Origin of the sequence: Cryobacterium glaciale, from assembly GCF_004402535.1 — a bacterium.
GTDB classification, from domain to species: Bacteria; Actinomycetota; Actinomycetes; order Actinomycetales; family Microbacteriaceae; genus Cryobacterium; species Cryobacterium glaciale.
Genome location: NZ_SOEY01000018.1, coordinates 20047 through 42317, shown reverse-complemented (window position 1 = coordinate 42317; position 22271 = coordinate 20047). Strand labels below are relative to the sequence as shown.

The following is a 22271-nucleotide window of genomic DNA, read 5'->3' as shown; positions in this document are numbered from 1 at the left end:
GTGCTGCCGGCACCAGCAGCCAGGCGAAGATGCCCGCGATGCCCTGCGTGCCACACGGGCGGCGAAATCGTGCTGCGGGCGAAAGCTGTCTGGGTACTTCTGGCTCATCCTCGATGACGCCATCGATGATGTCGTTCTCGATCTGCTACGCGATCTGCAGGAAGATCGGTTTGCCCGCTTCGATCAAGGACTGCCTGCTTTCAGTGGATGCTGCGCCCGCTTCGGTTCACGGGTTAGTTGGTCATGCAACTAACTAACTACCTCGAGAAGAAAACGTCAACCCACACGGTCTGAGGTAGTTTGGTCTCATGACTGGCGCCGGACCGACTGACCGTTCTGAACCGGGCCAGTCGTGAAGCGGCGCACTTTTCTGCTCGGCACGGCGTCGGGTTTTTCCGTGTTGGCCCTCGCAGCGTGCGTGGCGCCGGCGCCGGTGCCGACGCCATCCGCTTCGCCCACCACGCTCACGCCCTCACTGGTGCCCCAGCCCCTCATGGTCTCCCGCACCAACTGGTCGACCGACCCATTCTCCCGGGGCTCCTTCAGTTATGCCGCCGTCGGCGCCACGCCGGAGCACCGCACGGCCCTCGGTCAGGCCATCGACGCCCGGGTGTTCTTCGCCGGTGAAGCCACCGCGGGGGATGAGCCAGGCACCGTGCAGGGCGCGCGCGCGTCGGGCTTGCTCGCGGCCAGCCAGGTGCAGGACGTCGCAGCGCCCGGCGAACGCATCATCGTCGTCGGTGCCGGTATTGCCGGCATCATCGCGGCCCGCCAGCTCGTCGATGCCGGTTTCACTGTGGTCGTGATCGAGGCCCGCGACCGTATCGGTGGGCGCATCGACACGGTCAGCGGCGACTGGCCATTTCCGATCGAGCGTGGTCCCTCATTCGTGCACCGCACCTCCGAAAATTTTCTGCATGACGAGCTGACCGCCCTCGGAGTGACACTCCTGCCGTTCGTGCGCACGCCCGAGGTGCGCACCCGGGCCGGTTTGGTCGTCGAAGTGTCACCGCTCGGTGCCCAGGCCGTCGCCGGCGCCCTCGAATGGGCGGCCGATCAGCAGCAGGACGTCTCGGTCGAACGTGCCCTCGTCGATTCGGGCGAAGCCGGCCTGTCGACCACCCCGAACGCCGAAGGGCTGTCGGATGCCGACTGGCTCGAGTACGAAATCGCCACCAGGCTCAAGGTCGAAACCGGGGCGACGCCGAGCCAGCAATCGGCCTGGTACACGACTGACATTGCGAGCGCCGACGATGATCAGATCGTGGTGGGCAGCTACTCAACCCTGCTGACGAGTGACGCCGAGGGCCTCGAACTGTTGCTCTCGAGCGTGGTCAACCGCATCGCCCACGACGACCGTGGTGTGAGCCTGCGGCTCGGCACCGGCGAGTCATTGTCGGCAGATCGGGTAATCGTGACGGTGCCGCTCGGCGTACTGAAGGCTGCGGCGATCGAGTTTTCGCCCGCGCTGCCCTTTGCCCACCGGGGTGCCATCGCGGCTCTGGGCATGGGCGTGGTCGACAAGGTCTGGCTGCGCTTCGACGTGCCGTTCTGGGACACCGCTGCCCGGCTCTGGACCATCGTCGGCGAAGACGCCGACTTTCCGGTGTGGATCAACATGATGCCGCTCACCGGGGAGCCCATCCTCATGGGACTGGTCGCCGCCGAGAATGCAACCAGGTTGAGCGAACTCGACGACGACGAGTTTCTGGCCGCAGCACTCACCGCGCTCGAGCCGTTCCTCGCTGTACCGGACGAATAGCTCAGGCGCGCCAAGACGGAAGCAGGTGGCGCGGCATCCGCTTCACTCGCGTGATCCAGGTGAGCAGCGCCGCGATTCCGGTGATGATCGCCACGATGATCAGGCAATAAAACACGGTCTCGCCCGGGCCGCTCACCTGGCGGGCGTCGAGAAAGAAGTACGGGTACCACCCAACGATCGGTCCGCGAATAAGGGTGAAGACCAGCCAGAACACCGGAAAAACAATGGCCCAGCCGAGATATTTCCACGGCAGGCGGGCCTTGAACGGGTCGACGATCCAGTCGATCAGGGCGCAGGTCGGAATCACGAAATGCAGCAGTTGGCTAGACCACGGCACCTCGATCGAGTAGTTTGCCCCCGAAGACTGCCAGACGATGATTCCGTAGACCACGCCCGAGACCAGAATGTAGGTCGTCACCATGGCCCGCAACATGTCGAGCCAGGCCGGGTCGGTGGGCCGTCGTAACGCCACCACGGCGGCCGTCACGAAGACGAAGATTGACGCGATGGCGCTCTGCACCGTGAAATAGCTGAAGAAGTTCGCGATCGCAAAGGTGGCCACCCCGAGGGTGTACTGAAAATAGCCGATCAGCGCGACCAGTCCCGCCGCCGTCAGACCCAGGCGCGCCACACCGAACGCGGTGCGCGCTCTCATTGCCGCCCCCCGGCGGGGCTCCTGCGCGCGGTCATAGGCTAACGCTACGCCAGCGCCGGGCGGCCCCCGACCTCAGTCGGTGATCTGAAACTCGCTCTCGCCGATTGCGGCGATATCACTCACCTCGAGGGCGGTCACCAAGGCGTAGCGCGGTCCGGTCTGTAGCCACAGCAGCATGCGCGAAATGGGTTCTTCCCGCCCCTCAATCTCGAGTTCCACCGACCCGTCCTGCCGGTTGCGGGCATACCCGACCAACCCGAGGTGCAGAGCCTGGGCCCGGGCGTGGTAGCGAAATCCGACGCCCTGCACCTCGCCGCGCGCGAGTACTCGTTTGCGAATCACCCCACTATTGTGCGCCCGTCTCCGCCTCCGCGCGACCCGCGCGGTTCTTACTGATGTCGGTCTGTGGGCCTCGACCGAGGCGAACCTGCCGGTCGGATTCGTCTACCTGCTGGTGCTCACCCGCGGGTTTCGCCGACCGACGCCCATGCTCGACCTCAAGGAATAGCCGGTTAGAACGGGTCGGGGTCAGGGTTGTCGATATTCCAGATGCTGTCCCCGGCCGAGGTCCATGGGTCTGGCCTGGGTGGTGCAGCCGCCGGGGGTGGTGCTGGTGATGCTGGTTCGGTGTGTTGTCGCGGTGGGCTGATGCGGGTGGCGGGGTCGGTGGCGTAGTGTTTGCCGGCGGGGCTGGTCCAGTGCAGGGTGCCGTCGGGGTCGGCGACGGCTTTCCAGTCGCTGAAGTGCTTCAGGTTGTGGTGTGCCGGGGAGAGGAAGTGCAGGTTGGTGGCGGTGGTGGGGCCGCCGAATTGTTTGTCGATGGTGTGGTCGAGGTCGCTGTGCCCGGCGGAGCGGTTGCAACCGGGGAAGCGGCAGGTTCCATCGCGTAGCCGCAGGTATTTCTTCAGGCTTGCGGGCACCCGGAAGGGTTCGGCGCTGACGTCGAGGACGATGCCGGTGTGCGGGTGGGTGAGGACCCGCAGGAAACTCGTCGCGGTCCCGGCCAGCCGGCGGGCAGTCTCCGGGTCGATCGGCCCGTACCCTTCCAGGTCGGCGGGCTCCTCGCTCTTGCCCATCAGGGTGAGCACCGGCACGGTGATATTGACGTTCGCGGTCAACCCGGCGCCGAGGCCGGTGCCGGTGACGCCCTGCTGCAGCAGGTCGACAGCGACGTCGGCGCGGAGTTCACTCAGGGTGCGGGATTCGCCCGGGCCTTGCAGGCTGATCGCGGCATCGGTGATGCGGGTGTACACGGCCTGGAGGTCGTCACCGGCGGCGCGGAGCCAGAGCGTGGCCATGCCGTCTTTGTCGGGGAAGAACTGCACCCGGCGGTCGGCGAGGCATTTCGCCCGGCGCACGGTGATGCTGTCAGGGTGGAACCGTTCCCGCAATTTGCGGGCCTTACCGTCGAACTGCGTCGGCGTGAGGCGTTTGGCGTGCGGCAGCAGCACCGCCTCGAGTTCGGTGCGGGCGGGCTGCGGGACGGAGCCCAGCTGGTCGAGCATCTGGCGCACATGCCGCAGGGAGATCTGCCCGGTGCGGAGGGCATCGAGGGTCTGGGTGCGGGAGTGCACCAGCACGCGGCTGTCCCGGAGGAGGCCGGAGGCGGTGCCGTTGGGGATGCGGAGTGCGCAGGCCATCTCGGCGACGAGGCCTTGTTGGGCGGCGAAGGTCGCGTCCCAGTCGTGCTCGTGCCCGGGCCCGGCCAGGGGCCGGCCGGTTTCGGCGGTGTTGGTGGTGTAGTCCCAGGCGTCGGTAAGGACCTCCGCCTTGCTCGCCTGCGCCCAGGCGATCACCTTCTCGAAGTAGCGCACCCGGTCGACGAACTGCGCTTGGTGCCGCTGGAACGGACTCAAACCGTCGGCCGGGCTGTCGGCCGGCAGCGCCTCGCCCGGTTCATCCTCAATGTCGTGCTCGGTGCGGAGATACTCGGCGTAGAGGAACTCCTCACGCAGGTCGTCATCGAACCGATGCTCGAGCGGCACCGCGGCAAACACCTCGGTCAGGTCCAGACCGGCCGGCACAGGCGGACCGTCAGGCATCTCACGGCGGTAGGACGCCCGGCCGACAGGAGCCGCGACGAAGGGGCCCGTGCTGAAGGGGTCCGTGCTGACGAGCTCGGTATCGACGTCTTCGAGGCCGTCGTACGGAGCGAATTGCCCGAGGCCTTCGGCGATCTCGACCCGCCAATCAGCCTGGTACTGCGCCCAGAACGCATCAAATTCAGCGCGCTCCTCGGGGGTGGACGGCCGGTAGCCGTGGGCCGCGAAGAACGGATCGACGAGGCCCGGCTGGGGGGTGTCGCCGCGCTGGCTCATAGAACAAGTGTACCAAGCTCAGCCCGGCAAGTCGAGGGATACTCAGATATATTGGGAATTCTCTGCGTAGACGTATTCGGGCAGCAAGCGCCGTTCTCAGATGGACTCGGGCAGTCCGGTAGCGGCTGAGACTGCCACACTGGTCAGATGTTGCCGACAGAACGCGCCGCCCTCACCCAACAGGCCGAAACCGCGGCCCTGGTCGCGGCCCATTCGGCTGGCGTGCGGGTGAGCGACGAGGGCAGCCTTGCCGGTTTCCTAGAAATCGAAGCCCTGTTCAACCGGATTTGGCTGCTGCCGCCCGGCGAGAGTGCCATTCCGTCCGAGCTCCTGCGCAGCATCAGTCATGCGGGCTGTAATGTGACCGCGGCGCGCGACCAGACCGGCAGAATCATCGGCGCTGCCGCGGCGATCGTAACCCCGCAGTCCCAGTCGATGTACTCCCTCATCGCCGGCGTTGCGTCGGGCATCAGCGACCGGGGTGTGGGCTTCGCTCTCAAGCAGCACCAGCGGGCCTGGGGCCTGGCGCGTGACCTCACCGAGATGACCTGGACCTTCGACCCCCTGGTGAGCCGCAACGCCCGATTCAATCTCAGCAAACTCGGCGCCGACGCGAGCGAGTACGCCGTTGATTTCTACGGACCGATGCAGGGCGACATGAACGCCAACGACGAGAGCGATCGTCTGGTCGCCGTCTGGCCGCTCACGAGTGCGGAGACCGCGGCCTGCAGCGAAGACCGTCCGATCCCGGTCGACCACCCGTCCTTCAGCCGCAGCGATGTGCTCAAAGAAGGCCCCGACGGCGACCCCGTTCTGGTGAACGCGCACGGAGCCCTGTGGTGCCGGGTTCCCAACGATATTGTGGCGCTGCGCGCGCAGAGCCCGCAGGTCGCCGCCGAGTGGCGGAGCAGCATCCGCTCTATTTTTACCGATGTATTCGCTTCCGGGCATATAGCCCGCGGGGTCAGCCGTGACGGCTGGTACCGACTCGCACCAGGAGGAACAGAATGAAAATCGAGACCATCGAACTGCGTCGCGTGCACCTGCCGTTGGTGCGGCCGTTCCGCACGTCCTTCGGCACCTCCACCGAGCGGGAAGTCACCGTCCTGCGCGTCATCACAGCGGATGCCGAGGGCTGGGCCGAGTGCGCCGCCGACCCGCATCCGCTCTACAGCAGTGAATTTCTGGACGCGAGCGACCTGGTCATTCGCGACCACCTCGTGCCCCGGCTGCAGGCGCTCGGCAACCGGCTCAGTGCCGAACTCGTGGCCACCGCGCTCGAACCGGTCAAGGGGCACATGATGAGCAAGGCCGTGCTCGAAACCGCCATCCTCGACGCACAGCTGAAGACAACCGGCGTCTCGTTCGGCAGTCACCTCGGCGCGGTGCGCGACACCGTGCCGGCCGGGGTCTCGGTCGGCATCATGGACTCGATCCCGGAACTGCTCGACGCCGTCGCCGGCTATCTCGCCGAGGGGTACCTGCGGATCAAACTGAAGATCGAACCGGGCTGGGACCTGGAACCGGTGCGAGCCGTGCGCGAAAAATTCGGCCCCGACATGCTGCTGCAGGTCGACGCCAACACCGCGTACACCCTCGCCGATGCCCGCCACCTCGCCCTGCTCGACCCCTTCGACCTGCTGCTGATGGAACAGCCGATGAAGGAAAACGACATGCTCGGTCACGCCAACCTGGCCAAACTCATCACGACGCCGATCTGCCTCGACGAGTCGATCGAATCGGCTCGCGACGCCGCCACAGCGATCACCCTCGGCGCCTGCAGCATCATCAACGTCAAGCCGGCTCGAGTCGGCGGCTACCTTGAGGCGCGCCGTATCCACGATGTCGCGGCGGCCCACGGCGTGCCCGTGTGGTGCGGCGGAATGCTCGAAACCGGCATCGGCCGCGCGGCCAATGTGGCCCTCGCCGCCCTGCCGAACTTCGTACTGCCGGGCGACACGTCGGCCTCCAACCGGTACTTCGCGCAGGATCTTACCGCACCGTTTGAGCTTGAGAACGGGCATCTACGAGTACCGACCGGCCCCGGCATCGGCGTGGCGGTGCTGCCCGACGTGTTGGCCAGCGTCACCGCCAGCAGCACCAGCATCCGTTTCTAGCTGGCGCGGGGCCTACTCTGGAAGCAACGAAACCCTGGAGGAACAATGACCGTGTTGACCGCCGATTTGTACGACGAGCGTGGCGACGAGCTGCAATCCGTACCCCTGCAGTTTCAGACGATCGGTGGGCGAGCCCGCTTCAGCGGCCCGATCCGCACGGTCGTCTGCTTCGAAGACAACGCCCTGCTCAAGTCGATCCTGTCCACACCCGGTGACGGCGCCGTACTCGTCATCGACGGTGGCGGCTCCCTCAACTCGGCGCTGATGGGCGACATGATCGCCGACCTCGCCGTCGCGAACGGCTGGTCCGGCGCGATCATCAACGGCGCCGTGCGCGACCGGGTCGCGATCGGCGCCCTCGACCTCGGGGTGAAAGCCCTCGGCAGTAACCCTCGCAAGAGTTCCAAGACCGGCTCAGGGGTAGCGGATGCTGTCGTCGAGTTCGCCGGCGTGGTCTTCACTCCCGGACGCACCGTGTACTGCGATGAAGACGGCATTCTGGTCGAACGCTGACGTCGCTGAAGCGCTGAGCGAATTCGCCCAGCGCTTCACCGAAACAGACTTACTGCTGCACGTCGTCAATGCTCACGACGACGAAATTGGCGTCGAGGTCGACGTCGCTATCGCTGCCGTCGTCGAGGGTGACCTCAACCTCGTAGAGGTGATCCCAGTCGTCGTCCCGGTCGAAGTCGGTGACGCGTCCGCTGCCGATCGCGGCGAGGGCGGCGGCTTCGGCACTGGCTCGCTCGCTGGCGGCCAGGTCGGTGGCGGTGGTGGTGGCGGTGGCGCTGGCGCTCGGCGCTGCTGAGCTGTTCAATGAGTTGTTGTCGCTGTCGTAGTCGCCGACCCAGACCACGTCGAAGGAATCGTTGAGCTCAACGTCGACCGTGGTTCCATCGTCGAGACGCACCTCGAGGTCGTAGGCGCTGCCGCCGTCATCGTTGCGCTCGGCGCTCGTCACGGTGCCCGGACCGACTTCGGCGAGGGCGGCGTTGCTCGCACGGTCGAGGGTCTCGCCGGAGAGCGGGCCGTCGTTGTCGCCCATGTCACTGACGGCCAGGGCGACGCCCGCGCCGCCCAAGACGAGTACGACTCCTACGGCCGTGGCGATGAGAATATTCTTCTTGTTCATGGTGCAGGTGCCTTTACGTTGGAGCCCCCAGGCGCAGGGGACCAAACGGCCGGCCTAAGTTGCTGACTCAGCCTAAGCGAAGGTATATACGCCCCCTAACGTGCGCTCGCAAGCCACAGCCAATTCACCGGCGCGCCGATCGGCCCCCACGCGCAAGTGCCCCAAATGGGGGCTCTTGCGGTCATCCTCGGGACGGATATATTCAAACACCCGAACAGGAGAACCGTGACCATCGATGCTCCGATCATGCGACAGCGTTGCCCTGCGCAGTCGATCATAGAAGTGCTCCTGCTGGAGCAGCGCTTGGTCGCGCCTCGTAATCCGCTGGAACGCCTGATCGGTCGCTCCCCGCTCGGCGCCGACGCCGTTCGGTGCTTCGACGCCGCCCGCGCCGAAATCGCGGTGGGGCTGGCTCTGGCCGAACTGCCGCGGGAATGGATCGTCTTTCATTCCCTCCCGGTCGGCGACAGTGGCGCCGACGTCGACCATCTCGTGATCGGCCCGGGCGGCGTGTTCGCGCTCCATTCCGACCGGCAGGCCCGCAAAGCCGTGCAGGTCGCCGGGCGCAGCGTTCTGGTCGGTGCCCGCAAGATTCCCTATATAAGGGAAGCGGAATACGAAGCCGTCTGCCTCACCACTCTTTTCGCCCAACGGATGCCGCGCGCCGCTTCAGTGCACGGTGTCGTCGTGCTCGTCGATACCAAGAGCGTCACCGTGAAGGCGCCGCCGTCGCGGGTGAAAATCATCGAGGCGGCCAACCTGTGCGTGTGGCTTCAGGGGCTGCCTCCGGTGCTGGCGCCCCTCGACCGGCTGGAAATTGCCGGGTTCGTGGAGAATCCGGTGCTCTGGCAGGCCCTCGCCGCGCTCGAGCCGGCCGAGATTCTGCAGCGATTCGGTGTGCTCGAAGCCGAAGTGGCTCGTGCCCGTCGCACCCGCCGGTTGTGGTTGCCGCTGGGAATGGTGCTCACCAGCGTGGCGGCGCTGGAACTTCTTCTGACCTTGCCCCGTCTCGTGAGCGTGTTGTAGCGCGAGACGCGGGCACAGCACAGCCGCTCGGCCCTTGGGATTCGCAGGAGCAGAGCGGCTGGTCAGGGGCTAGGAGTTCGGGACCGCCGGCGCGCCAGTCGGTGTATCCGTGGGGGTGATCGGTGCGACCGGAAGGGTGCCGTCATCCGTTCCTCGCGGGCCGCCTTCACCGGGGCCGCCTTCACCGAGCGAGTGACCAGCCCTGGGGGCCGAATCGTCGTGCGCGTCGCCGGGTCCGTCGGAGATGCTGGAATTGTTCGACGCCAATTCGGCGTTCGAACCGACGTTGGCACCAATTCCGAAGCCGATCCCGGCGCCTCCGAGAAGGAGCGCAGCGGCCGCGACGCTGCCGAAGACGACCGGCTTGCGGTACCAGGCGCGCTTCTTCGGCGTGGCGGGGTCGAATGGAGCGTCCGGAGTGGCATAACCGGCAGCCGCGGCGTTCAGGGGTGCGTTGTTCAAAGGTGCGTCGTTGAACGGGACGGTCGCGTTGGAGTCGTAGGGCACGGTGGCCTGCGCGTCGTAGGGCAGGGCCGACTGAGAGTCGAGTGCCTCGGTCGGGTCGGTGGGCTGGGAATCGTTGGTGCGGGTCATGGTGTCTCCTGACGCAGTGACAAAAGTGGGGGTCAAGCCGGTTGCTCTTTTTTCAGCCTTGGGGGCGAATCTGAAGACGAACTGAATCTTGCCCGGGGCCGATAAACAGTCAGCCGGCGCATAGCAAACGTTCAGTTTGGCCCCAACCTGGTCGAGGCCTACGTGAGCACGCTCCGCCGCAAACTCGACGCCAACGGTCCCCGTCTCATCCACACCGTGCGGGGGATCGGCTACCGCCTCACCGGCTGACCCGACTCGGCGCTGCCCCGCGACAGCGGATGCCGGTGCTCGTCGCGAACGCGGCATCCGTTTATCCGCTTCTGCGAAAGTACGCCCATGCGCACCACCTCTCTGCGAGTGCGAGTCGTCGCCGCCGTCCTGGCGATGCTCACCATCGTGCTGGTGACGGTCGGAATTCTGGTCAACCTCGTGCTCGGCGAACAGTTGCGCGCCGACCTGCAGCAGCGACTGATCGACCGGGCCGGCTACGCGCAGATTCTGGCCGAAGAGGGCCTCGAAGCGCAGAGCCTGGCGAACCGACTGACCGGCGACGGCGTCACCGTGACGTACTCGGTCGGCGGCGACACGGTTTATGGCCGGGCCGATCCCACTCCCGGCGGCGATCCGGATGGCGGCCGTGTTGGCGACCGTGGCCCGGGCGCCCCGCCCCATGCCGAGACCGTGCCGGGCGCCGTCGTCTCGCAGAGCGGCGACCGAGTCTCGGTCACCCAGACCGCCGCCGAGGCGCAAGCCGCCGAGACCACGGCCCGCGACGCAGCCCAGGTCGCGGCCGCTGCCGAGGAGCGGATGCGCCAGCTCCTCGCCGACGTCTCCCGCGAGCTGCGCACCCCCGTCGCCGGCCTGCAGGCGAGCGCGGAAACCCTGCTGCGCGACAATCCGCCCCGCGCCGAGCGGGAGAGCCTCACGGTCGGCATGATCCAGCAGACGCAACGGGCCGCCCGGCTGGTCGACGACCTGCTGCTGATAACGAGGCTCGACCAGGGCGACCCGGGCGCGGCGTTCGCACCGGTCGACCTCTCAGCACTCACCCGCGGTGTCGTCGCCGAGCAGCGTCTGCTCGGGGCCAGCCGCGAGTTCGAGGTGACGGTCGCACCCGACGTGTGGGTGAGCGGCGACGCGCAGAGGTTGGCCCAGATCGTGACGAACCTGCTCGGGAACGCGCGCAACGCCACCGAGGTGGGCGCGAGCATCCGCACGAGCCTGGTCGTTGTCAACGGCGCCGCACAACTCGAGGTGACCGATTCCGGAGGAGGTGTCCCCGAGGTCGACCGGGAGCGTATCTTCGAACGGTTCGTGCGCCTCGACCCGTCGCGGGCCAGCAATCGCGGCGGTTCCGGCCTGGGTCTGTCGATTGCCCGCGCTCTCGCCCGAACCCACGGTGGCACCCTCGAGTGCCGCGATCCGGTTTCTCCGGTCGGCGGCGCTGTGGCAGCCGAGCCGCGCGGTGCCCGGTTCGCCCTGACCCTGCCCCTGGCCCCCGCCTGAGGCAGCGAGTGGGCGGCATCAGCTTGGTGAAAAGTCACCCATTCTGGGGGTCTTGCGGTGAGGGCGGCACTGGCAAGATATAGAACCCGGCGAGGAGCACTCATGACTCACATACTCTCCACGCGGCGGCGTCTGGCGACGCCCCCGGAATTGCCCGAATCGACTCGCACCGGAGCGCCTCGATCTTCGACTGGCCCTGCCTGGCTGCTCAGCCGTGCGTCGCGCCCTGCCGCTACGCCGACCGACCTGGCGCTGGCCCGTGCGCGCAGTGAGGCCGCCATTGACACGCTGCTCGCGACACTGCCGGAACACTGGGCCGCCTTCACCTCGCTGGGCGGTGACGGAGCGAGCGCGGCCCGACTGCTGGTGGGCCCGGGCGGCGTCTTTGCGCTGCATGCCCAGCTCTATGACGGCCAGATTGCCTGGGTGCGTCGCCACACGGTGCTCGTCGCCGGGCAGCGCTCCCCGGATCTCGCTGTCGCCGAAGCCGCCGCGCACCGCCTGACCACGTTGCTGCGCGGGCGGCTGCCGCTGCGCACCGCGGTGCAGCCGGCGTTCGTCGTTCTCGGTACCCGCGCCCTGTGGGTGACCGGTCGGATGAGTTCGGGCAAGGCGCCGCCCGTTCCGGTGCTCGGCGCAGCCATGCTCGGTGACTGGCTGGCAGCGCGCCCGCAGGCGTTGCGCCCGATCGAACGCATGGATCTCGCCGCCGTGATCGACAACCCGCTGACCTGGGGGATTCGCCCGTCGATCGTGCCGCGTCCCGATCTGGGCACCGGCCGCTAGCGCTTGGCGGGCCCGCGCCCCTTGGCGGAGAGTAGGCGTGCACGCACCGAGAAGGCGCCGCCGACCACGAGCGAGACCACGGCCGCCGGCAGGATCACGTCGACGAACTGGTTGCCCGAGAGCAGGTTGGCCAGCAACAGAAGCACGGCCAGGCCACTGAAACCGAGTCCAGCGATCGCGCAAACGTTGAAAGTCAGGTGCTTCACGAGCGAATCCAATCGGTGGGGTGACTTTCAGGCTAGCCGACGTTGCCCTACTTAGTGGGGGAGGCAGTGTTGGGGGTCGCACCCCTATATTGACAGCGGATGCTCCGCGCCAGCCTCGCACGTCGTTCCAGACCGGAATGAGCATTACTTAGGAATTGCTAACCAACGCTGCGACACGGCCGATTGTTAACACGGAATCGGCAGGTGTCGGTGCCACGATAGTACGGGGTGTGACCCCGTGGTGAGGCAAGTGAACGTGGCTATAACAATTCTCGGCGCAGGAGTACCGTCCCGTGACAGCGAGCCAGCACCCACGGTCGCGCAGGTCTCGCCGATCGCTCCCGGTCGGTTCGCCGGCCAGTCCGTCGTCGAAGAACTCCTCCGCCAGCACGGCGACCGGCCGCAGCGCTCCCGGCTCGCCCGCACCCTGGGCGCCTCGCCGCTCGATGCGAACGAGCTGAGCTGGTTGCGCGCCGCCCAGGCCGAGATGGTTGTCGGAGACATTCTCGGACGGCTGCCCGAGGGCTACACCGTCTATCATTCCCTGCCCATTCGCAACACGGCGTTCTGGGTTGATCACCTCGTCGTCGGGCCGGGCGGAATTTTTTCGATCAACTCGAAGACCCACTGGGATCGCGACCTGACCGGGTCGCTGCGTTCGATTCCGATCGGCGAACACGCCATGCCGTACCTGCGCGACGCCCGGTTCGAATCGGCCCAGATCACCGCGCTGCTCGCCGCAGCCATGCCGGCGTCGACCGTGGTCCAGCCCGTGATCGTGCTGGTCAACCCGCACAAGATTCTGCTCGCCCGCAAACCCGATATCGTGACCGTCATCGACTCGCCGCGCCTGCGCCGGTGGCTCGTCGGACGCCCGCAGGTGTTCAACGCCGAGCAACAGGCCGCGCTCATCGCGCTCGTCGACGACCCCGCAACCTGGCGTGCGGCCGGACAGCCGCTCGCGCCGGCGCACCTGCACGCCCGGTTCACTGCGCTCGAACAGCAGGTCGCTGCTGCCCGCACCCGGCGCACGACGTTCACCGTTCTCGCCGCCGCTGCGGCTGCCACCGTGCTCGCTCTGGCGACCTCGCTCCTCATCGTCACCGCCGTCGAGTACCTCGCCGCCGGCTGAGCGGGTCGTTAGGCGAGGCGTTCGAGAACCGTGCCCTCACGCATCCGTTCGACGCGCACGACGTGGTTGCGCAGGTCGCGCACCCCGCGGGGGATGGCGAGTTCGGCGATATCCTGCCCCTTGGTCACCGCGTGCGACCGGGTGGGGTGCCGGTAATCCTCGATCGACTCGAAGGTGTCCCGCCCGCGCGGTTCTTTGCTGTGTCGCTGCGCGAAGCCGGAATTGATGGCGCTCAGTTCGATCTCGTCTTCGTGGGCGGCGACCAGGCTCCTGGTGTTCAGGGTGATCACGGTGTGGGCGTCATCCCGATAGGAACGGGCGTTCAGCAGGTCACGCAGCAGTCGCGGCTGCAGGTGAAAGAAGACGCGGTCGTTGAGAGCCGCGTACCATTCGGCGAGCGTCATGTCTTCGAGGGCGTCCTCGAGCGAGGGCTCATGAATGGCTTTCTGATGACGGATGACCGCGGTGCCGAATTCCGCATGCTCCAGCACGCGTGACTCACCGCGGCGTTTGCCGAGAATGGCGGCTTGCGGGGCTCCCTGCTTGACGCCCCAGCGGGTCACGAGCGCAGCTGGACTGAGCAGCCCGTGCCGTTCGATGGCGGGCCAGCTTTCGTCGGCGGCCACGTGGTAAAGCTCGGGGTAGAGACGAATCAGATCGCGGGACAACACGTTTCGAGCGTACTCGCCGCCGGGGCAGCGGCGAGCCACGCATTATCTGGTCGGAACCAGGTCGAGCGTCGCGAGCACCGTGCGTCCGCTGGTCGCGGCCCGCGGCGCCATGTCCACGAGCGCGATCTGGCTGAGTCTGAGTTCGTCGCCCGTGTTCACGCGCCCCTGCGACTTCACGGTCACGTGCGCCCGAAAGTTCGATCCGGCGAAGGCCGCCTCGTTTGAAGAAGTGGCGAGCGACCGCAGTGCCTCGACCAGCCGGTCGTGCAGCCTCGTCAACACCGCGTCGTCGTCGATGAGGGTCACCGGAATGTCGTGGTGACGGCCGAACAGCTCGTCCGGCCCGGCGACCACCGTGAAGGCTAGAACCCCGGCCAGGGCGACAGCGGTGACGTGTACGATCTCGGCGGGCGCGGCATCCGTTTCGAAGGGGGCGAGCACGGTGATGTGCAACGGCCAGTGTTCTACGGCGAAGCGGTCGCCCGTCTGAAGCGGTGTGAGCGGCAGAACGACGACGACGCGGGGCATGCGCCGAGTCTAGGCTGGCAGCGGCGTTCGGCCAATCAGGCCTCCTGCCGGCGGCGAGCCCGTGCGATGACCGCGGTCACGCCCAGCAGCAGGGTCAAGAGCGCCCCGGTCAGTGGCAGCGCACTGTCTGCGCCCGTGATGGCCAGGATCGCGCTCGCGAGCGGTGTCGGGATGACTTCGATATTCACGGAAATACTCACACCATTCAAGGTTGCCGTGATGATGTGCGGCGAGGCGTGCGGAAAGGTCACCGTGGCTCCGCTGATGATGTCCTCTGACCAGTTGTTCGTGAGAGTGATGAGGCCGCTGAGGTCGCCCAGATTGTTGCCGTACTGATCGACGCCGGTGACGAAGAAGGTCAGTGAATCGCCCTGGCGCACGGTCGTGGCGTTGGCATTCAGGGTGATCCTGATGGCCTCTCCGGCGATCACCGTCAGGGGAAACGTGCCGGCGATGCCGTCCACGGTTGCGGTGACGGTATTGCGGCCGGAGACGACGAACAGGATGCTGTTCGCCGTGATGACGTCGGTGTCGTCGAGGCTGGTGAGAATGGCGTCAGCGGTCAGATCGCCGCGGGAGTTTCCGAAGGTGTCGAAACCCTCCGAGGAGAAGGTTTGGGCTATTCCCACGTCGGTCGTGTCCGAGCCGGGCGTGACCGTGACCGATGCCAGGGGACCGGGGGTCACGACCAGCGTTGCCTGAGCCTCGATCTCGCCGATGCGAGCCGTGATGCGGCTGGTGCCCGACGTCGTGAACCCGACGACGTTCTCTCGGATCTCATCCGCGGGCTGTGAGCTCGAAAAGGTGCTCAGGTCGGTGACATCGCCGCGGCTGTTCCCGAAGCTGTCAAATCCGCTGGTCGTGAACGCTACGGCATCGCCCGCTGTCAGAGCGGATGCTGCCGGCTCGATTACCAGCACAGCCAGCGGCGCCGGCACGACGGTGAGCGTCGCATCCGCTGTGAATCCGCCGGCGGACGCCGTCACCGTGCTCGTTCCGGCCGTGGTGAAGCGCACCGAGTTCGCGGTGAACTCATCGGCCGGTTCGGTGCTGCTCCACGCCGTCGCACCGGTGAAATCACCTCGGGTATTGCCGTAGCGGTCGAACCCCTGGGGGGTTCCCGCCGTGACGGTCGTTGCGTCGGGGGAGATGATGATCGCTGTGAGGTCGGCCGGGACGATCGTCATGGTCGTGTTCGTGCTGAATCCGCCGTAGCCAGCGGTGACGATAGTGCTGCCGGCGACGGTAAAACGGATGGTGTTATCGAGAAACTCGTCGGTCGGTTCGGTCGTTGAATAGGCCGCCACGCTGGTGAGGTTCTCAATGAAAGCGAATCTGAGCCGGATTGAGGGACCGTTCGAATGTCAGAGCCGCCGCCGCCGCCCGCGCCGACCCACGTTGAATACGGAGAGCCGCCGCCCCAGCCGCCGCCGTTGTAACCGCCGGCCCCGCCGCCATCGTACGAGCCGTTTTGACCGTTTCCAGCGACGAGGACATAGAGGGACTGGCCCGGTGTTACCGCAATGCTCTGCGTCACTGACGCTCCGGCGCCTCCTGGATAGGAAGGCCAGGAGCCACCCGAGCCACCAACCAGCGTGATATCCAGCGACGTGATCCCGTCGGGCACGGTAAAGGTTTGTTCAGCCCCGGTGCTGTAATAGGTGAAGCTGCATCGCGCTTCATCACCGGTGAGTACGCAATTCGGCATCGGATTGTTGCCCACGGCCGCGGCGGGGGCGGCGAGCACGAGACTGCTCGCCGCACCAAGACCAATGGCCAGCGCCGCAGCCAGTGAACCGAAAAGACCGCGCCGCCGTGATTTTTCAGACAGGTGTAGCTCAGAACGAGAAATCACGGTGGATCGTCTTTCAGCTCGGATGGGAATGGCCCATCACCGCCAAGCCCGCCCATGGCGGATCTGCGGCCCTACGTGACGAAGCTGGTTCGACTATCCCGTTGAGGTTATCTGGAGTTTAAGCGACCCTGGCCAAGATGTCCCGACACCACATCGGGGGGAGCCTGCGTTCGAGTGTAGCCATCGCGGAGTTGGAGCGGTACAACTGACTCATGACGAGTTCGCGCGTGATTCTCGGCCCGATGATGCGGTACGTCGACCATGTCTCGGCGAGCATCTGGTTCGAGATGCGGGATGCCGGTGAGGTCGTGGTGCGGGCCGCTGGTCGATCCTTTGCGGCGCGCACCTTCGCCGTACACGGCCACCACTACGCCCTCGTGCACGTGGACGGCCTGCAACCCGATTCGACCCTGCCGTACACTGTGGAGATCGACGGTACCTCGGCGTGGCCCGATTCGGAGTCCTCGTTTCCGGCGTCCGTCATCGCGACGCTGGGAAGCGAGCATCCGCTTCGCCTGTCGTTTGGTTCCTGCCGCACCAGCGTTCCCCATGACGAAGAGGGCAACCGTACGCACGGCGTCGACGCCCTGCGAGCCTGCGCTCTTCGCCTGGCCTCGCCGAACAATGACGTGCCGCGGCCGGATTTGATCCTCTTTCTCGGCGACCAGGTCTACGCCGACCTGACCACGGAGAAGATGCAGGAGTTCATTCGGGCTCGGCGTGACATCAGCGAGCCGCCCGGCAAGGAACTGGCCGACTACGAAGAATACGCACACCTCTACCGCCTGGCCTGGTCAGACGACGCGAACCGCTGGCTGCTGTCGACCGTGCCGACCGCGATGATTTTCGATGACCATGACATTCGCGACGACTGGAATACCTCGCTGAGCTGGAAGCGCAAGATGGAGGCGACGACGTGGTGGCGGGGGCGCATTGTGGCGGGGTTGGCCTCCTACTGGGTGTACCAGCATCTCGGCAACATGTCACCCGCCGAACGAGCCGGCGATGACATCTGGCGCCTGATCGCTGCCCACGATGGCCCGGATGAACTCGACCTGAGCGTCGCGCTCGACGCATTTGCCGAACGGTGTGACCAGCAGCCCACGAGCTACCGATGGAGTTATTGCCGAGACATCAGCGATGTTCGACTGATCGTGGTCGACTCCCGCGCAGCCCGCGAACTCGACCCGGCCCGGCGGGCATTATTAGACGACGACGAGATCGGCTGGCTGAATGAGCGGATGCGAGGCGGCTTTCGGCACCTTTTGATCGGCACCTCGCTGCCCTTTCTGCTTCCGCCCGGCCTCCACCATCTGGAATCCTGGGACGAAGCCATTTCCGAAGGGGCCTGGGGTCGGTCGGCCGCGCGGGTCGGCGAACGGCTGCGTCAGCTGGTCGACCTGGAGCATTGGGGTGCCTTCCAGCGCAGCTTCCGCGAGGTGGCGCGGATGGTCACCGAGGTGGCCGACGGCCAACGCGGAACGGCGCCCGCTACGGTGACGTTCCTGTCAGGTGACGTGCACTACTCCACAGTCTCCGAGGTCGAGCGAACCTCGGGGAGCCGCATCGTGCAGGCCGTCTGCTCGCCGATCCGCAATCCGCTCCCCATTGCCATGCGATCGTTCTCCGCCGTACTCGCCTATGGCATCGCCACGCGACTGAGCGCCCGGCTGGCCCGGTCCGCTGGAGTCGCGTCGCCGCCGTTCCGCTGGGCGGGCATCAAGGGGCCCTGGTTCGACAACTGTCTGGCGAGCCTCGACGACACCCCGGCCGGGCTCACGATTCGGTGGGAGAAGGGAGTCGTCCATGCCGGCGACCACCGGCATCCGCTCGTGGAGACGGTGGCAACAATCACCCTGACGCCCCGAGCGGGTCAGGGCACGAGCACGATTTTGCCGACGTGAGCGGATGATTCCAGCCGCCGGTGCGCATCCGCTGCGGTCGCAAACGAGAATCGGCCGTCGATCACCGGGCGAAACTCGCCCGACGCAACGAAGGGCCAGACCATTGATTCGAGCGAACGTATGATGGCGATTCTCTCGGCCAGCGAGCGCGCGCGCAGGGTGGTCGCCCAGTACCGGGCCCGTTTCTGCATGAGCCGGAACGGGTCGAAGGTGGCCGGTTCGCCGCTCTGGTTGGCGATCACCATGATGCGCCCGTTGACCGCGATGGCCTCGATGTTGCGTGCCGCATAGGAGCCGCCCATGATGTCGAGGATCACGTCGGCGCCGCGCCCGTCGGTGGCGGCCTTGATCTCGGCCACGAAGTCCTGCTCGCGGTAGTTGATGAGCACCTCGGCCCCGAGGGTCTCGCAGACGGCGAGTTTCTCGGCCGACCCGGCCGTCACGGCTACGCGGGCGTCCATCAGTCGGGCGAGTTGGATGGCGGTCGTGCCGATTCCGCTGCCGCCGCCGTGCACGAGCAGGGTCTCACCGGGAGCGAGCTCGCCGCTCATGAACACGTTCGACCACACCGTGGCGAGGGCTTCGACCAGGCCGGCGGCATCGATGAGGTCCATCGACAGCGGCACCAGCAGCGCCAGGCCTTCGTGCACCACGGCTTCGGTGGCATACCCGCCACCGGGAAGCAGGGCGCAGACCCGGTCTCCGACGCCGAAACGGGTCACGTCGTCGCCGATTTCGGTGACCACGCCGGAGACTTCGAGCCCCGGCCACTGCGGTGCGCCGGCGGGCGAAGGGTAACGGCCCTGCCGCTGCGAGACATCCGCTCGGTTCACACCCGCCGCGGCTACCTCGATTCGAATGTCGTGGGACCCGATTTCGAGGTCGGGCACGGTCGAAAGGGTCAGGGCATCCGGCCCGCCGGGGGAGTTCACGATGATTGCGCGCATACCCGCAGCCTACGCGCGAGGTGCGACCCGGCGTCGCGTGCTGCCAACGGATGCCGCTGCCCGCGCGCGCCGACCCTGCTGGAGCGCGTGGCGTGCCAGCAGCGCGAGCAGCCGGTGGCCGCGCCGGCAGCTTCCGGCCGCGCAACTCCCCTAAGCGGATGCCCCCGCTCCCTATTTGCTCGCGATCCGCTCGTTCACGATGCCGGCGGCCCGGTTCAGCCAGGGGTCGCCGTCGTGCGCCCACCGGGCCAGCGCTGCATCCGCTCTGGCGCGATTCGCGCCGGTCAGCCGTTGCACCAGCGGGAGCACCACGTCGAAAGTGAGCGGATCGGCGAGCTGCGGCAGAATCACTGAGCGTAGAAACCCCTCGATGCGGGTGAGGTCGCGCTGGACACGCCTCCCGCTCGAGCTGGCGCGCGCCCAAAAGCGGCTCGCGCGTGTGGCCTGCCGGTCGCGCGAGCAGCACGTAGCAGCGTGGGCAGCTGTCGGTCGCGCCGCGCTTCCCAAAAACGGATGCCGCTGGGCTCGAATCGTAAGTATTACCATGACCAGTAAGAACTGCACTCGAGGCATGCGAATCACTTCGAAAGGCCAGGTGACGATTCCACAATGGGTGCGTGAGCGCTACGGACTCATGCCCCAGACCGACGTCGAGTTCACCGAACGCGACGGAATGGTCGTGCTCACCCCGCTGGCCTCTGCCTCGAAGCACGATCGAGCCGATCTGATGCTGGCCGGGCTGAGGGGGTCCGCCCAGAAGTCCCTGACCACTGACGAGATCATGCAACTTACCCGCGCCTATGAAGATGACTGAGTCGCGCGGATTCCTGATCGATTCAAACGTTCTGCTCGGTATCATCACTCAAGATCCTCTCTGGTCGACGTGGTCAGAAGCCGCGCTCGCCGAGGCCGCTCGCTCGGGAGAGGTCTGGATCAATCCGATCGTTTACGCGGACGTGTCGCTGGCCTTTGCATCGATTGCCGCGCAAGACGCCGCGCTGCCCCCGAAAACTTTTCGCCGCGCCCCGTTGCCCTGGCCCGCCGGTTTTCTTGCGGCTCGGGCGCATCAGGCGTATCGCAGCCGCGGCGGCACCCGCACCACGACCCTCCCGGATTTTTTCATCGGTGCACATGCCGTCGTTGAGCGGCTCACCCTGGTAACGAGAGACGCGCGCCGGTACCGTACCGCGTTTCCCGACCTCCCGCTGGTCGCGCCCTGAGCAGCCTCAGTGCACCAGCGCCAGCAGCAGCGCGACAGCCACGAACAGCAGGCCGAACGTGCGGTTGAGAATCAGCTGCCCGCGGGCCGTGTTCGTGAACCGCTGAAACGACCGCGCCGCCACCGCGAAGAAGAACCACATCACCAGGACGTCGATAAGAACCACGGTGACGGTCAGCACCAAATACTGGGGGAGCAGCGGCTGCTCCGGCTGGATGAACTGCGGCATGAACGCGAGAAAGAACACGAGAGCCTTGGGATTGAGCAGGTTCACCCACAGGCCGCGGCGAAACATCGACCACGCGAGTTCCCTGGCTCGCGGTGCAGCCAGGTCTCGAGACGGGTCGGGTTTCTGCAGAATTAAACGGATGCCCAGAAACACCAGGTAGGCGGCCCCGGCATACCGAATGACGTTGAACAGGACGGGTGAGCTGGTGACAAGCACCCCGACGCCGAGCGCCACCACAATCACGTGCACGACGAGCGCCGCCTGCTGCCCGAAAATTCCCCAGATCGACCGGCGAAACCCACTGGTCAGCGAGTTGTTCATGGTGTTGATCGCGCCAGCGCCCGGGGTGAAGCTGATCAGCACGCCGGCGCCCACGAGGGCCAGCCATAGGGAAAGTTGCACATGCCAGCGTAGCGCGGGAGCCATCGTTCCGATGGCTCCCCAGGTTCAGGCAGCGTGCCGGCTGGCAGCCAGCTTTGTCGGTATGGCCTAGTCGCGGCCAAACAGGTTGCCGAGTGCCGAGAGACCGGGGATCTCAAAGTTCGATCCTAGATCTTTCACCTGCTCGCCCAGTCCGGTCGCGTACTCGCCCGCGCCGTCGGCGACGCCCTGGGTGACTCCCTCGACACCGCCGGCAAGGTTCTCGAAATCAACGCCCTGGGTGACTCCCTCAAGACCGCCGGCAAGGTTCTCGAAATCGACGCCGAAGCCGGCCGCCTGTTCCAGCAGAGGCCCGGCCACAGTACTGAGCACCGCGCCACCGGCGACGGCAGCGAGCAGCCCGCCGGCCCCGAGCCCGACAGCGGCTCCGGCCAGAGCGCCGCCGACTCCTCGGCCGGACGGCTTCGCGAACAGTTTCTTCAGGAAGCCGGGATTCTGGGCTTCGCCGCGGGTGGCCGACCGGGCCAGGTCGTCCGGGCTGGTCGATGCCGGGTATTCGTTGGCGGGCAGCTCGGCGCGCAACTGGGAATTGACCTCGTCGCGTTGAGCCGGCGTGAGCCGCGCGAACGCATCGCGGTGCACCTGCTCGAGCTGCTGCGGCTGCGCGGTCTGCAGCAGGTAGTCGTAACGGGCGATAGCCGCGCGGTCGTCCGCGCTCACCGCCGGCGCCGCTTTCGCAGCTGAGACGGGAGCGGCACTTCTTTGCGCGTTATTCGCCGGGGGCCTGCTGTCTCCGGTGACCTTGTCGGCTGCGGTGCGCACCATCTCGCGCCAATCGGTCTTGCCTGAGCCGCCGGAGGACGGCTGCCCCTTCTTATCAAGGGCCTTGGATGCCATGCTCAGAATGCGCTGGAGGTTGCTCATTGGGGGCCCTTCGGTTTGGCTGGGGTTTCTATTGTGCCCAGCCAAACCTGAGCAAAGCCTCCCAGCCCCGCAGCCATCCTGCGCCGTGCGCGTCGACGCTTTGATACAGCGGATGCCTTCGGTGGCGTCACCAAACCTCCGGTGACCGCCTCCCCGACCGCAGGCTCACTTCGCAACTACTCGTCGAGGCGACATCCACGAGTGCCTGGAAGCAGTTCCTGCACAGAACCATCCTCGAATTGCTCCGCTTATCGCCTACCGCGTTCTGGTTGCGATCGACGAAAACGCGCAAATCGTCTATGTTTTGCGAATTGCGCACCGCGCCGACGTGTGTGGCCTTCACTGAAAGGCGCACAAGTTTGACCACTGGAGACCAGGG

26 protein-coding genes and 1 pseudogene are annotated in these 22271 nt (G+C 66.5%); 13 read left to right on the top strand and 14 right to left on the bottom strand.

The features are described from left to right. The first annotated feature begins 352 nt into the window (after positions 1-352). Complete coding sequence (locus E3O06_RS08350) at positions 353-1762, top strand: flavin monoamine oxidase family protein (RefSeq protein ID WP_134502677.1); 1410 nt, start codon at positions 353-355, stop codon at positions 1760-1762. Between the two features lies 1 nt (position 1763). On the opposite strand, the gene E3O06_RS08345 is transcribed toward E3O06_RS08350, so the two are convergent. Beyond that, entirely contained in the window at positions 1764-2417 is a 654-nt protein-coding gene (locus E3O06_RS08345) for a Pr6Pr family membrane protein (RefSeq protein WP_134502675.1), read from the bottom strand. A 72-nt stretch (positions 2418-2489) separates the two neighbouring features. Beyond that, entirely contained in the window at positions 2490-2759 is a 270-nt protein-coding gene (locus E3O06_RS08340; protein ID WP_134502673.1) for an acylphosphatase, read from the bottom strand. A 7-nt stretch (positions 2760-2766) separates the two neighbouring features. On the opposite strand from E3O06_RS08340, the gene E3O06_RS17520 reads away from it, so the two are divergent. Beyond that, positions 2767-2925 carry a hypothetical protein gene (locus E3O06_RS17520; RefSeq protein ID WP_166788141.1) on the top strand — a complete coding sequence of 53 codons (159 nt, stop codon included), beginning with the start codon at positions 2767-2769 and terminating at the stop codon, positions 2923-2925. A gap of 4 nt (positions 2926-2929) precedes the next feature. Here E3O06_RS17520 and E3O06_RS08335 read toward each other — a convergent pair whose 3' ends face one another. Continuing rightward, complete coding sequence (locus E3O06_RS08335) at positions 2930-4735, bottom strand: HNH endonuclease signature motif containing protein (protein ID WP_134502671.1); 1806 nt, start codon at positions 4733-4735, stop codon at positions 2930-2932. A gap of 147 nt (positions 4736-4882) precedes the next feature. Here E3O06_RS08335 and E3O06_RS08330 point away from each other — a divergent pair, with 147 nt between their 5' ends. The 3 genes from E3O06_RS08330 to rraA are packed head-to-tail and all read left to right on the top strand — an operon-like array spanning position 4883 to position 7365. Next, positions 4883-5746 carry a chorismate synthase gene (locus tag E3O06_RS08330; RefSeq protein WP_134502669.1) on the top strand — a complete coding sequence of 288 codons (864 nt, stop codon included), beginning with the start codon at positions 4883-4885 and terminating at the stop codon, positions 5744-5746. Further along, entirely contained in the window at positions 5743-6852 is a 1110-nt protein-coding gene (menC, locus tag E3O06_RS08325) for an o-succinylbenzoate synthase (protein WP_134502666.1), read from the top strand. The genes E3O06_RS08330 and menC overlap by 4 nt, the downstream gene beginning before the upstream one ends. Before the next feature lie 45 nt (positions 6853-6897). Next, positions 6898-7365 carry a ribonuclease E activity regulator RraA gene (gene rraA / locus E3O06_RS08320; RefSeq protein WP_134502663.1) on the top strand — a complete coding sequence of 156 codons (468 nt, stop codon included), beginning with the start codon at positions 6898-6900 and terminating at the stop codon, positions 7363-7365. A gap of 49 nt (positions 7366-7414) precedes the next feature. Here the strand turns inward: rraA and E3O06_RS08315 are convergent, their stop codons facing one another. Continuing rightward, positions 7415-7984: a PepSY domain-containing protein gene (locus E3O06_RS08315; RefSeq protein WP_134502661.1), complete on the bottom strand. Its 570-nt coding sequence runs from the start codon at positions 7982-7984 to the stop codon at positions 7415-7417. 225 nt (positions 7985-8209) lie between these two features. Here E3O06_RS08315 and E3O06_RS08310 point away from each other — a divergent pair, with 225 nt between their 5' ends. Then, positions 8210-9010, top strand: a complete 801-nt coding sequence (locus tag E3O06_RS08310) for a nuclease-related domain-containing protein (protein ID WP_166788147.1) — start codon at positions 8210-8212, stop codon at positions 9008-9010. 69 nt (positions 9011-9079) lie between these two features. Here E3O06_RS08310 and E3O06_RS08305 read toward each other — a convergent pair whose 3' ends face one another. Beyond that, positions 9080-9604, bottom strand: coding sequence for a hypothetical protein (locus E3O06_RS08305; protein WP_134502656.1), 525 nt, complete (start codon positions 9602-9604; stop codon positions 9080-9082). Positions 9605-9724: 120 nt separating this feature from the next. Between E3O06_RS08305 and E3O06_RS08300 the strand changes: the two genes are divergently transcribed. From E3O06_RS08300 to E3O06_RS08290, 3 genes are all read left to right on the top strand, one after another. Beyond that, entirely contained in the window at positions 9725-9853 is a 129-nt protein-coding gene (locus E3O06_RS08300) for a winged helix-turn-helix domain-containing protein (protein ID WP_198415803.1), read from the top strand. An 87-nt stretch (positions 9854-9940) separates the two neighbouring features. After that, positions 9941-11110 (top strand): sensor histidine kinase, encoded by a 1170-nt coding sequence (locus E3O06_RS08295; protein WP_134502653.1) that lies wholly within the window; start codon positions 9941-9943, stop codon positions 11108-11110. Between the two features lie 102 nt (positions 11111-11212). Next, positions 11213-11896, top strand: coding sequence for a hypothetical protein (locus tag E3O06_RS08290; RefSeq protein ID WP_134502651.1), 684 nt, complete (start codon positions 11213-11215; stop codon positions 11894-11896). Here the strand turns inward: E3O06_RS08290 and E3O06_RS08285 are convergent. Then, on the bottom strand, positions 11893-12102 hold the full coding sequence (locus tag E3O06_RS08285; protein ID WP_134502648.1) for a hypothetical protein: 210 nt from the start codon (positions 12100-12102) through the stop codon (positions 11893-11895). The two genes, E3O06_RS08290 and E3O06_RS08285, sit on opposite strands and share 4 nt — an antisense overlap. A 256-nt stretch (positions 12103-12358) precedes the next feature. Between E3O06_RS08285 and E3O06_RS08280 the strand changes: the two genes are divergently transcribed. Beyond that, positions 12359-13234: a nuclease-related domain-containing protein gene (locus E3O06_RS08280; RefSeq protein ID WP_134502646.1), complete on the top strand. Its 876-nt coding sequence runs from the start codon at positions 12359-12361 to the stop codon at positions 13232-13234. Positions 13235-13242: 8 nt separating this feature from the next. Here the strand turns inward: E3O06_RS08280 and E3O06_RS08275 are convergent, their stop codons facing one another. The 4 genes and pseudogenes from E3O06_RS08275 to E3O06_RS18405 form a co-directional block, all read right to left on the bottom strand. After that, positions 13243-13905 (bottom strand): DUF7002 family protein, encoded by a 663-nt coding sequence (locus E3O06_RS08275; protein WP_134502643.1) that lies wholly within the window; start codon positions 13903-13905, stop codon positions 13243-13245. 42 nt (positions 13906-13947) lie between these two features. Further along, the gene (locus E3O06_RS08270) at positions 13948-14433 is read right to left on the bottom strand and encodes a 2'-5' RNA ligase family protein (protein ID WP_134502640.1); all 486 of its coding nucleotides are present in this window, start codon (positions 14431-14433) and stop codon (positions 13948-13950) included. Positions 14434-14468: 35 nt separating this feature from the next. Continuing rightward, positions 14469-15740 (bottom strand): hypothetical protein, encoded by a 1272-nt coding sequence (locus E3O06_RS17985; RefSeq protein WP_241979994.1) that lies wholly within the window; start codon positions 15738-15740, stop codon positions 14469-14471. Between the two features lie 38 nt (positions 15741-15778). Next, a pseudogene (locus tag E3O06_RS18405) lies at positions 15779-16141 on the bottom strand (glycine-rich protein); the annotation flags it as partial. A 359-nt stretch (positions 16142-16500) separates the two neighbouring features. Here E3O06_RS18405 and E3O06_RS08260 point away from each other — a divergent pair. Then, positions 16501-18192 (top strand): alkaline phosphatase D family protein, encoded by a 1692-nt coding sequence (locus E3O06_RS08260; RefSeq protein ID WP_134502635.1) that lies wholly within the window; start codon positions 16501-16503, stop codon positions 18190-18192. Here E3O06_RS08260 and E3O06_RS08255 read toward each other — a convergent pair. Further along, positions 18162-19139, bottom strand: coding sequence for an NAD(P)H-quinone oxidoreductase (locus tag E3O06_RS08255; RefSeq protein WP_134502632.1), 978 nt, complete (start codon positions 19137-19139; stop codon positions 18162-18164). The two genes, E3O06_RS08260 and E3O06_RS08255, sit on opposite strands and share 31 nt — an antisense overlap. Positions 19140-19310: 171 nt before the next feature. Beyond that, positions 19311-19490 carry a hypothetical protein gene (locus tag E3O06_RS08250; protein ID WP_134502629.1) on the bottom strand — a complete coding sequence of 60 codons (180 nt, stop codon included), beginning with the start codon at positions 19488-19490 and terminating at the stop codon, positions 19311-19313. A 244-nt stretch (positions 19491-19734) separates the two neighbouring features. Between E3O06_RS08250 and E3O06_RS08245 the strand changes: the two genes are divergently transcribed. Together E3O06_RS08245 and E3O06_RS08240 are read left to right on the top strand one after the other, a co-directional pair. After that, positions 19735-19953, top strand: coding sequence for a hypothetical protein (locus tag E3O06_RS08245; RefSeq protein ID WP_198415797.1), 219 nt, complete (start codon positions 19735-19737; stop codon positions 19951-19953). Continuing rightward, on the top strand, positions 19946-20359 hold the full coding sequence (locus E3O06_RS08240; RefSeq protein WP_134502623.1) for a type II toxin-antitoxin system VapC family toxin: 414 nt from the start codon (positions 19946-19948) through the stop codon (positions 20357-20359). The genes E3O06_RS08245 and E3O06_RS08240 overlap by 8 nt, the downstream gene beginning before the upstream one ends. A gap of 6 nt (positions 20360-20365) precedes the next feature. Here E3O06_RS08240 and E3O06_RS08235 read toward each other — a convergent pair whose 3' ends face one another. Both E3O06_RS08235 and E3O06_RS08230 read right to left on the bottom strand, forming a co-directional pair. Next, positions 20366-20989 (bottom strand): LysE family translocator, encoded by a 624-nt coding sequence (locus E3O06_RS08235; protein WP_134502620.1) that lies wholly within the window; start codon positions 20987-20989, stop codon positions 20366-20368. A gap of 87 nt (positions 20990-21076) precedes the next feature. Beyond that, complete coding sequence (locus E3O06_RS08230) at positions 21077-21892, bottom strand: hypothetical protein (protein ID WP_134502618.1); 816 nt, start codon at positions 21890-21892, stop codon at positions 21077-21079. Between the last annotated feature and the right edge of the window lie 379 nt (positions 21893-22271).

Coding starts and splice junctions, on each gene's coding strand:
- E3O06_RS08330 (WP_134502669.1), top strand. CDS start 4,883: ATGTTGCCGACAGAACGCGCCGCCCTCACCCAACAGGCCGAAACCGCG.
- E3O06_RS08335 (WP_134502671.1), bottom strand. CDS start 4,735: ATGAGCCAGCGCGGCGACACCCCCCAGCCGGGCCTCGTCGATCCGTTC.
- E3O06_RS08295 (WP_134502653.1), top strand. CDS start 9,941: ATGCGCACCACCTCTCTGCGAGTGCGAGTCGTCGCCGCCGTCCTGGCG.
- E3O06_RS08260 (WP_134502635.1), top strand. CDS start 16,501: ATGACGAGTTCGCGCGTGATTCTCGGCCCGATGATGCGGTACGTCGAC.
- E3O06_RS08255 (WP_134502632.1), bottom strand. CDS start 19,139: ATGCGCGCAATCATCGTGAACTCCCCCGGCGGGCCGGATGCCCTGACC.
- rraA (WP_134502663.1), top strand. CDS start 6,898: ATGACCGTGTTGACCGCCGATTTGTACGACGAGCGTGGCGACGAGCTG.
- E3O06_RS08290 (WP_134502651.1), top strand. CDS start 11,213: ATGACTCACATACTCTCCACGCGGCGGCGTCTGGCGACGCCCCCGGAA.
- E3O06_RS08240 (WP_134502623.1), top strand. CDS start 19,946: ATGACTGAGTCGCGCGGATTCCTGATCGATTCAAACGTTCTGCTCGGT.
- E3O06_RS08305 (WP_134502656.1), bottom strand. CDS start 9,604: ATGACCCGCACCAACGATTCCCAGCCCACCGACCCGACCGAGGCACTC.
- E3O06_RS08345 (WP_134502675.1), bottom strand. CDS start 2,417: ATGAGAGCGCGCACCGCGTTCGGTGTGGCGCGCCTGGGTCTGACGGCG.
- E3O06_RS08315 (WP_134502661.1), bottom strand. CDS start 7,984: ATGAACAAGAAGAATATTCTCATCGCCACGGCCGTAGGAGTCGTACTC.
- E3O06_RS08230 (WP_134502618.1), bottom strand. CDS start 21,892: ATGAGCAACCTCCAGCGCATTCTGAGCATGGCATCCAAGGCCCTTGAT.
- E3O06_RS08270 (WP_134502640.1), bottom strand. CDS start 14,433: ATGCCCCGCGTCGTCGTCGTTCTGCCGCTCACACCGCTTCAGACGGGC.
- menC (WP_134502666.1), top strand. CDS start 5,743: ATGAAAATCGAGACCATCGAACTGCGTCGCGTGCACCTGCCGTTGGTG.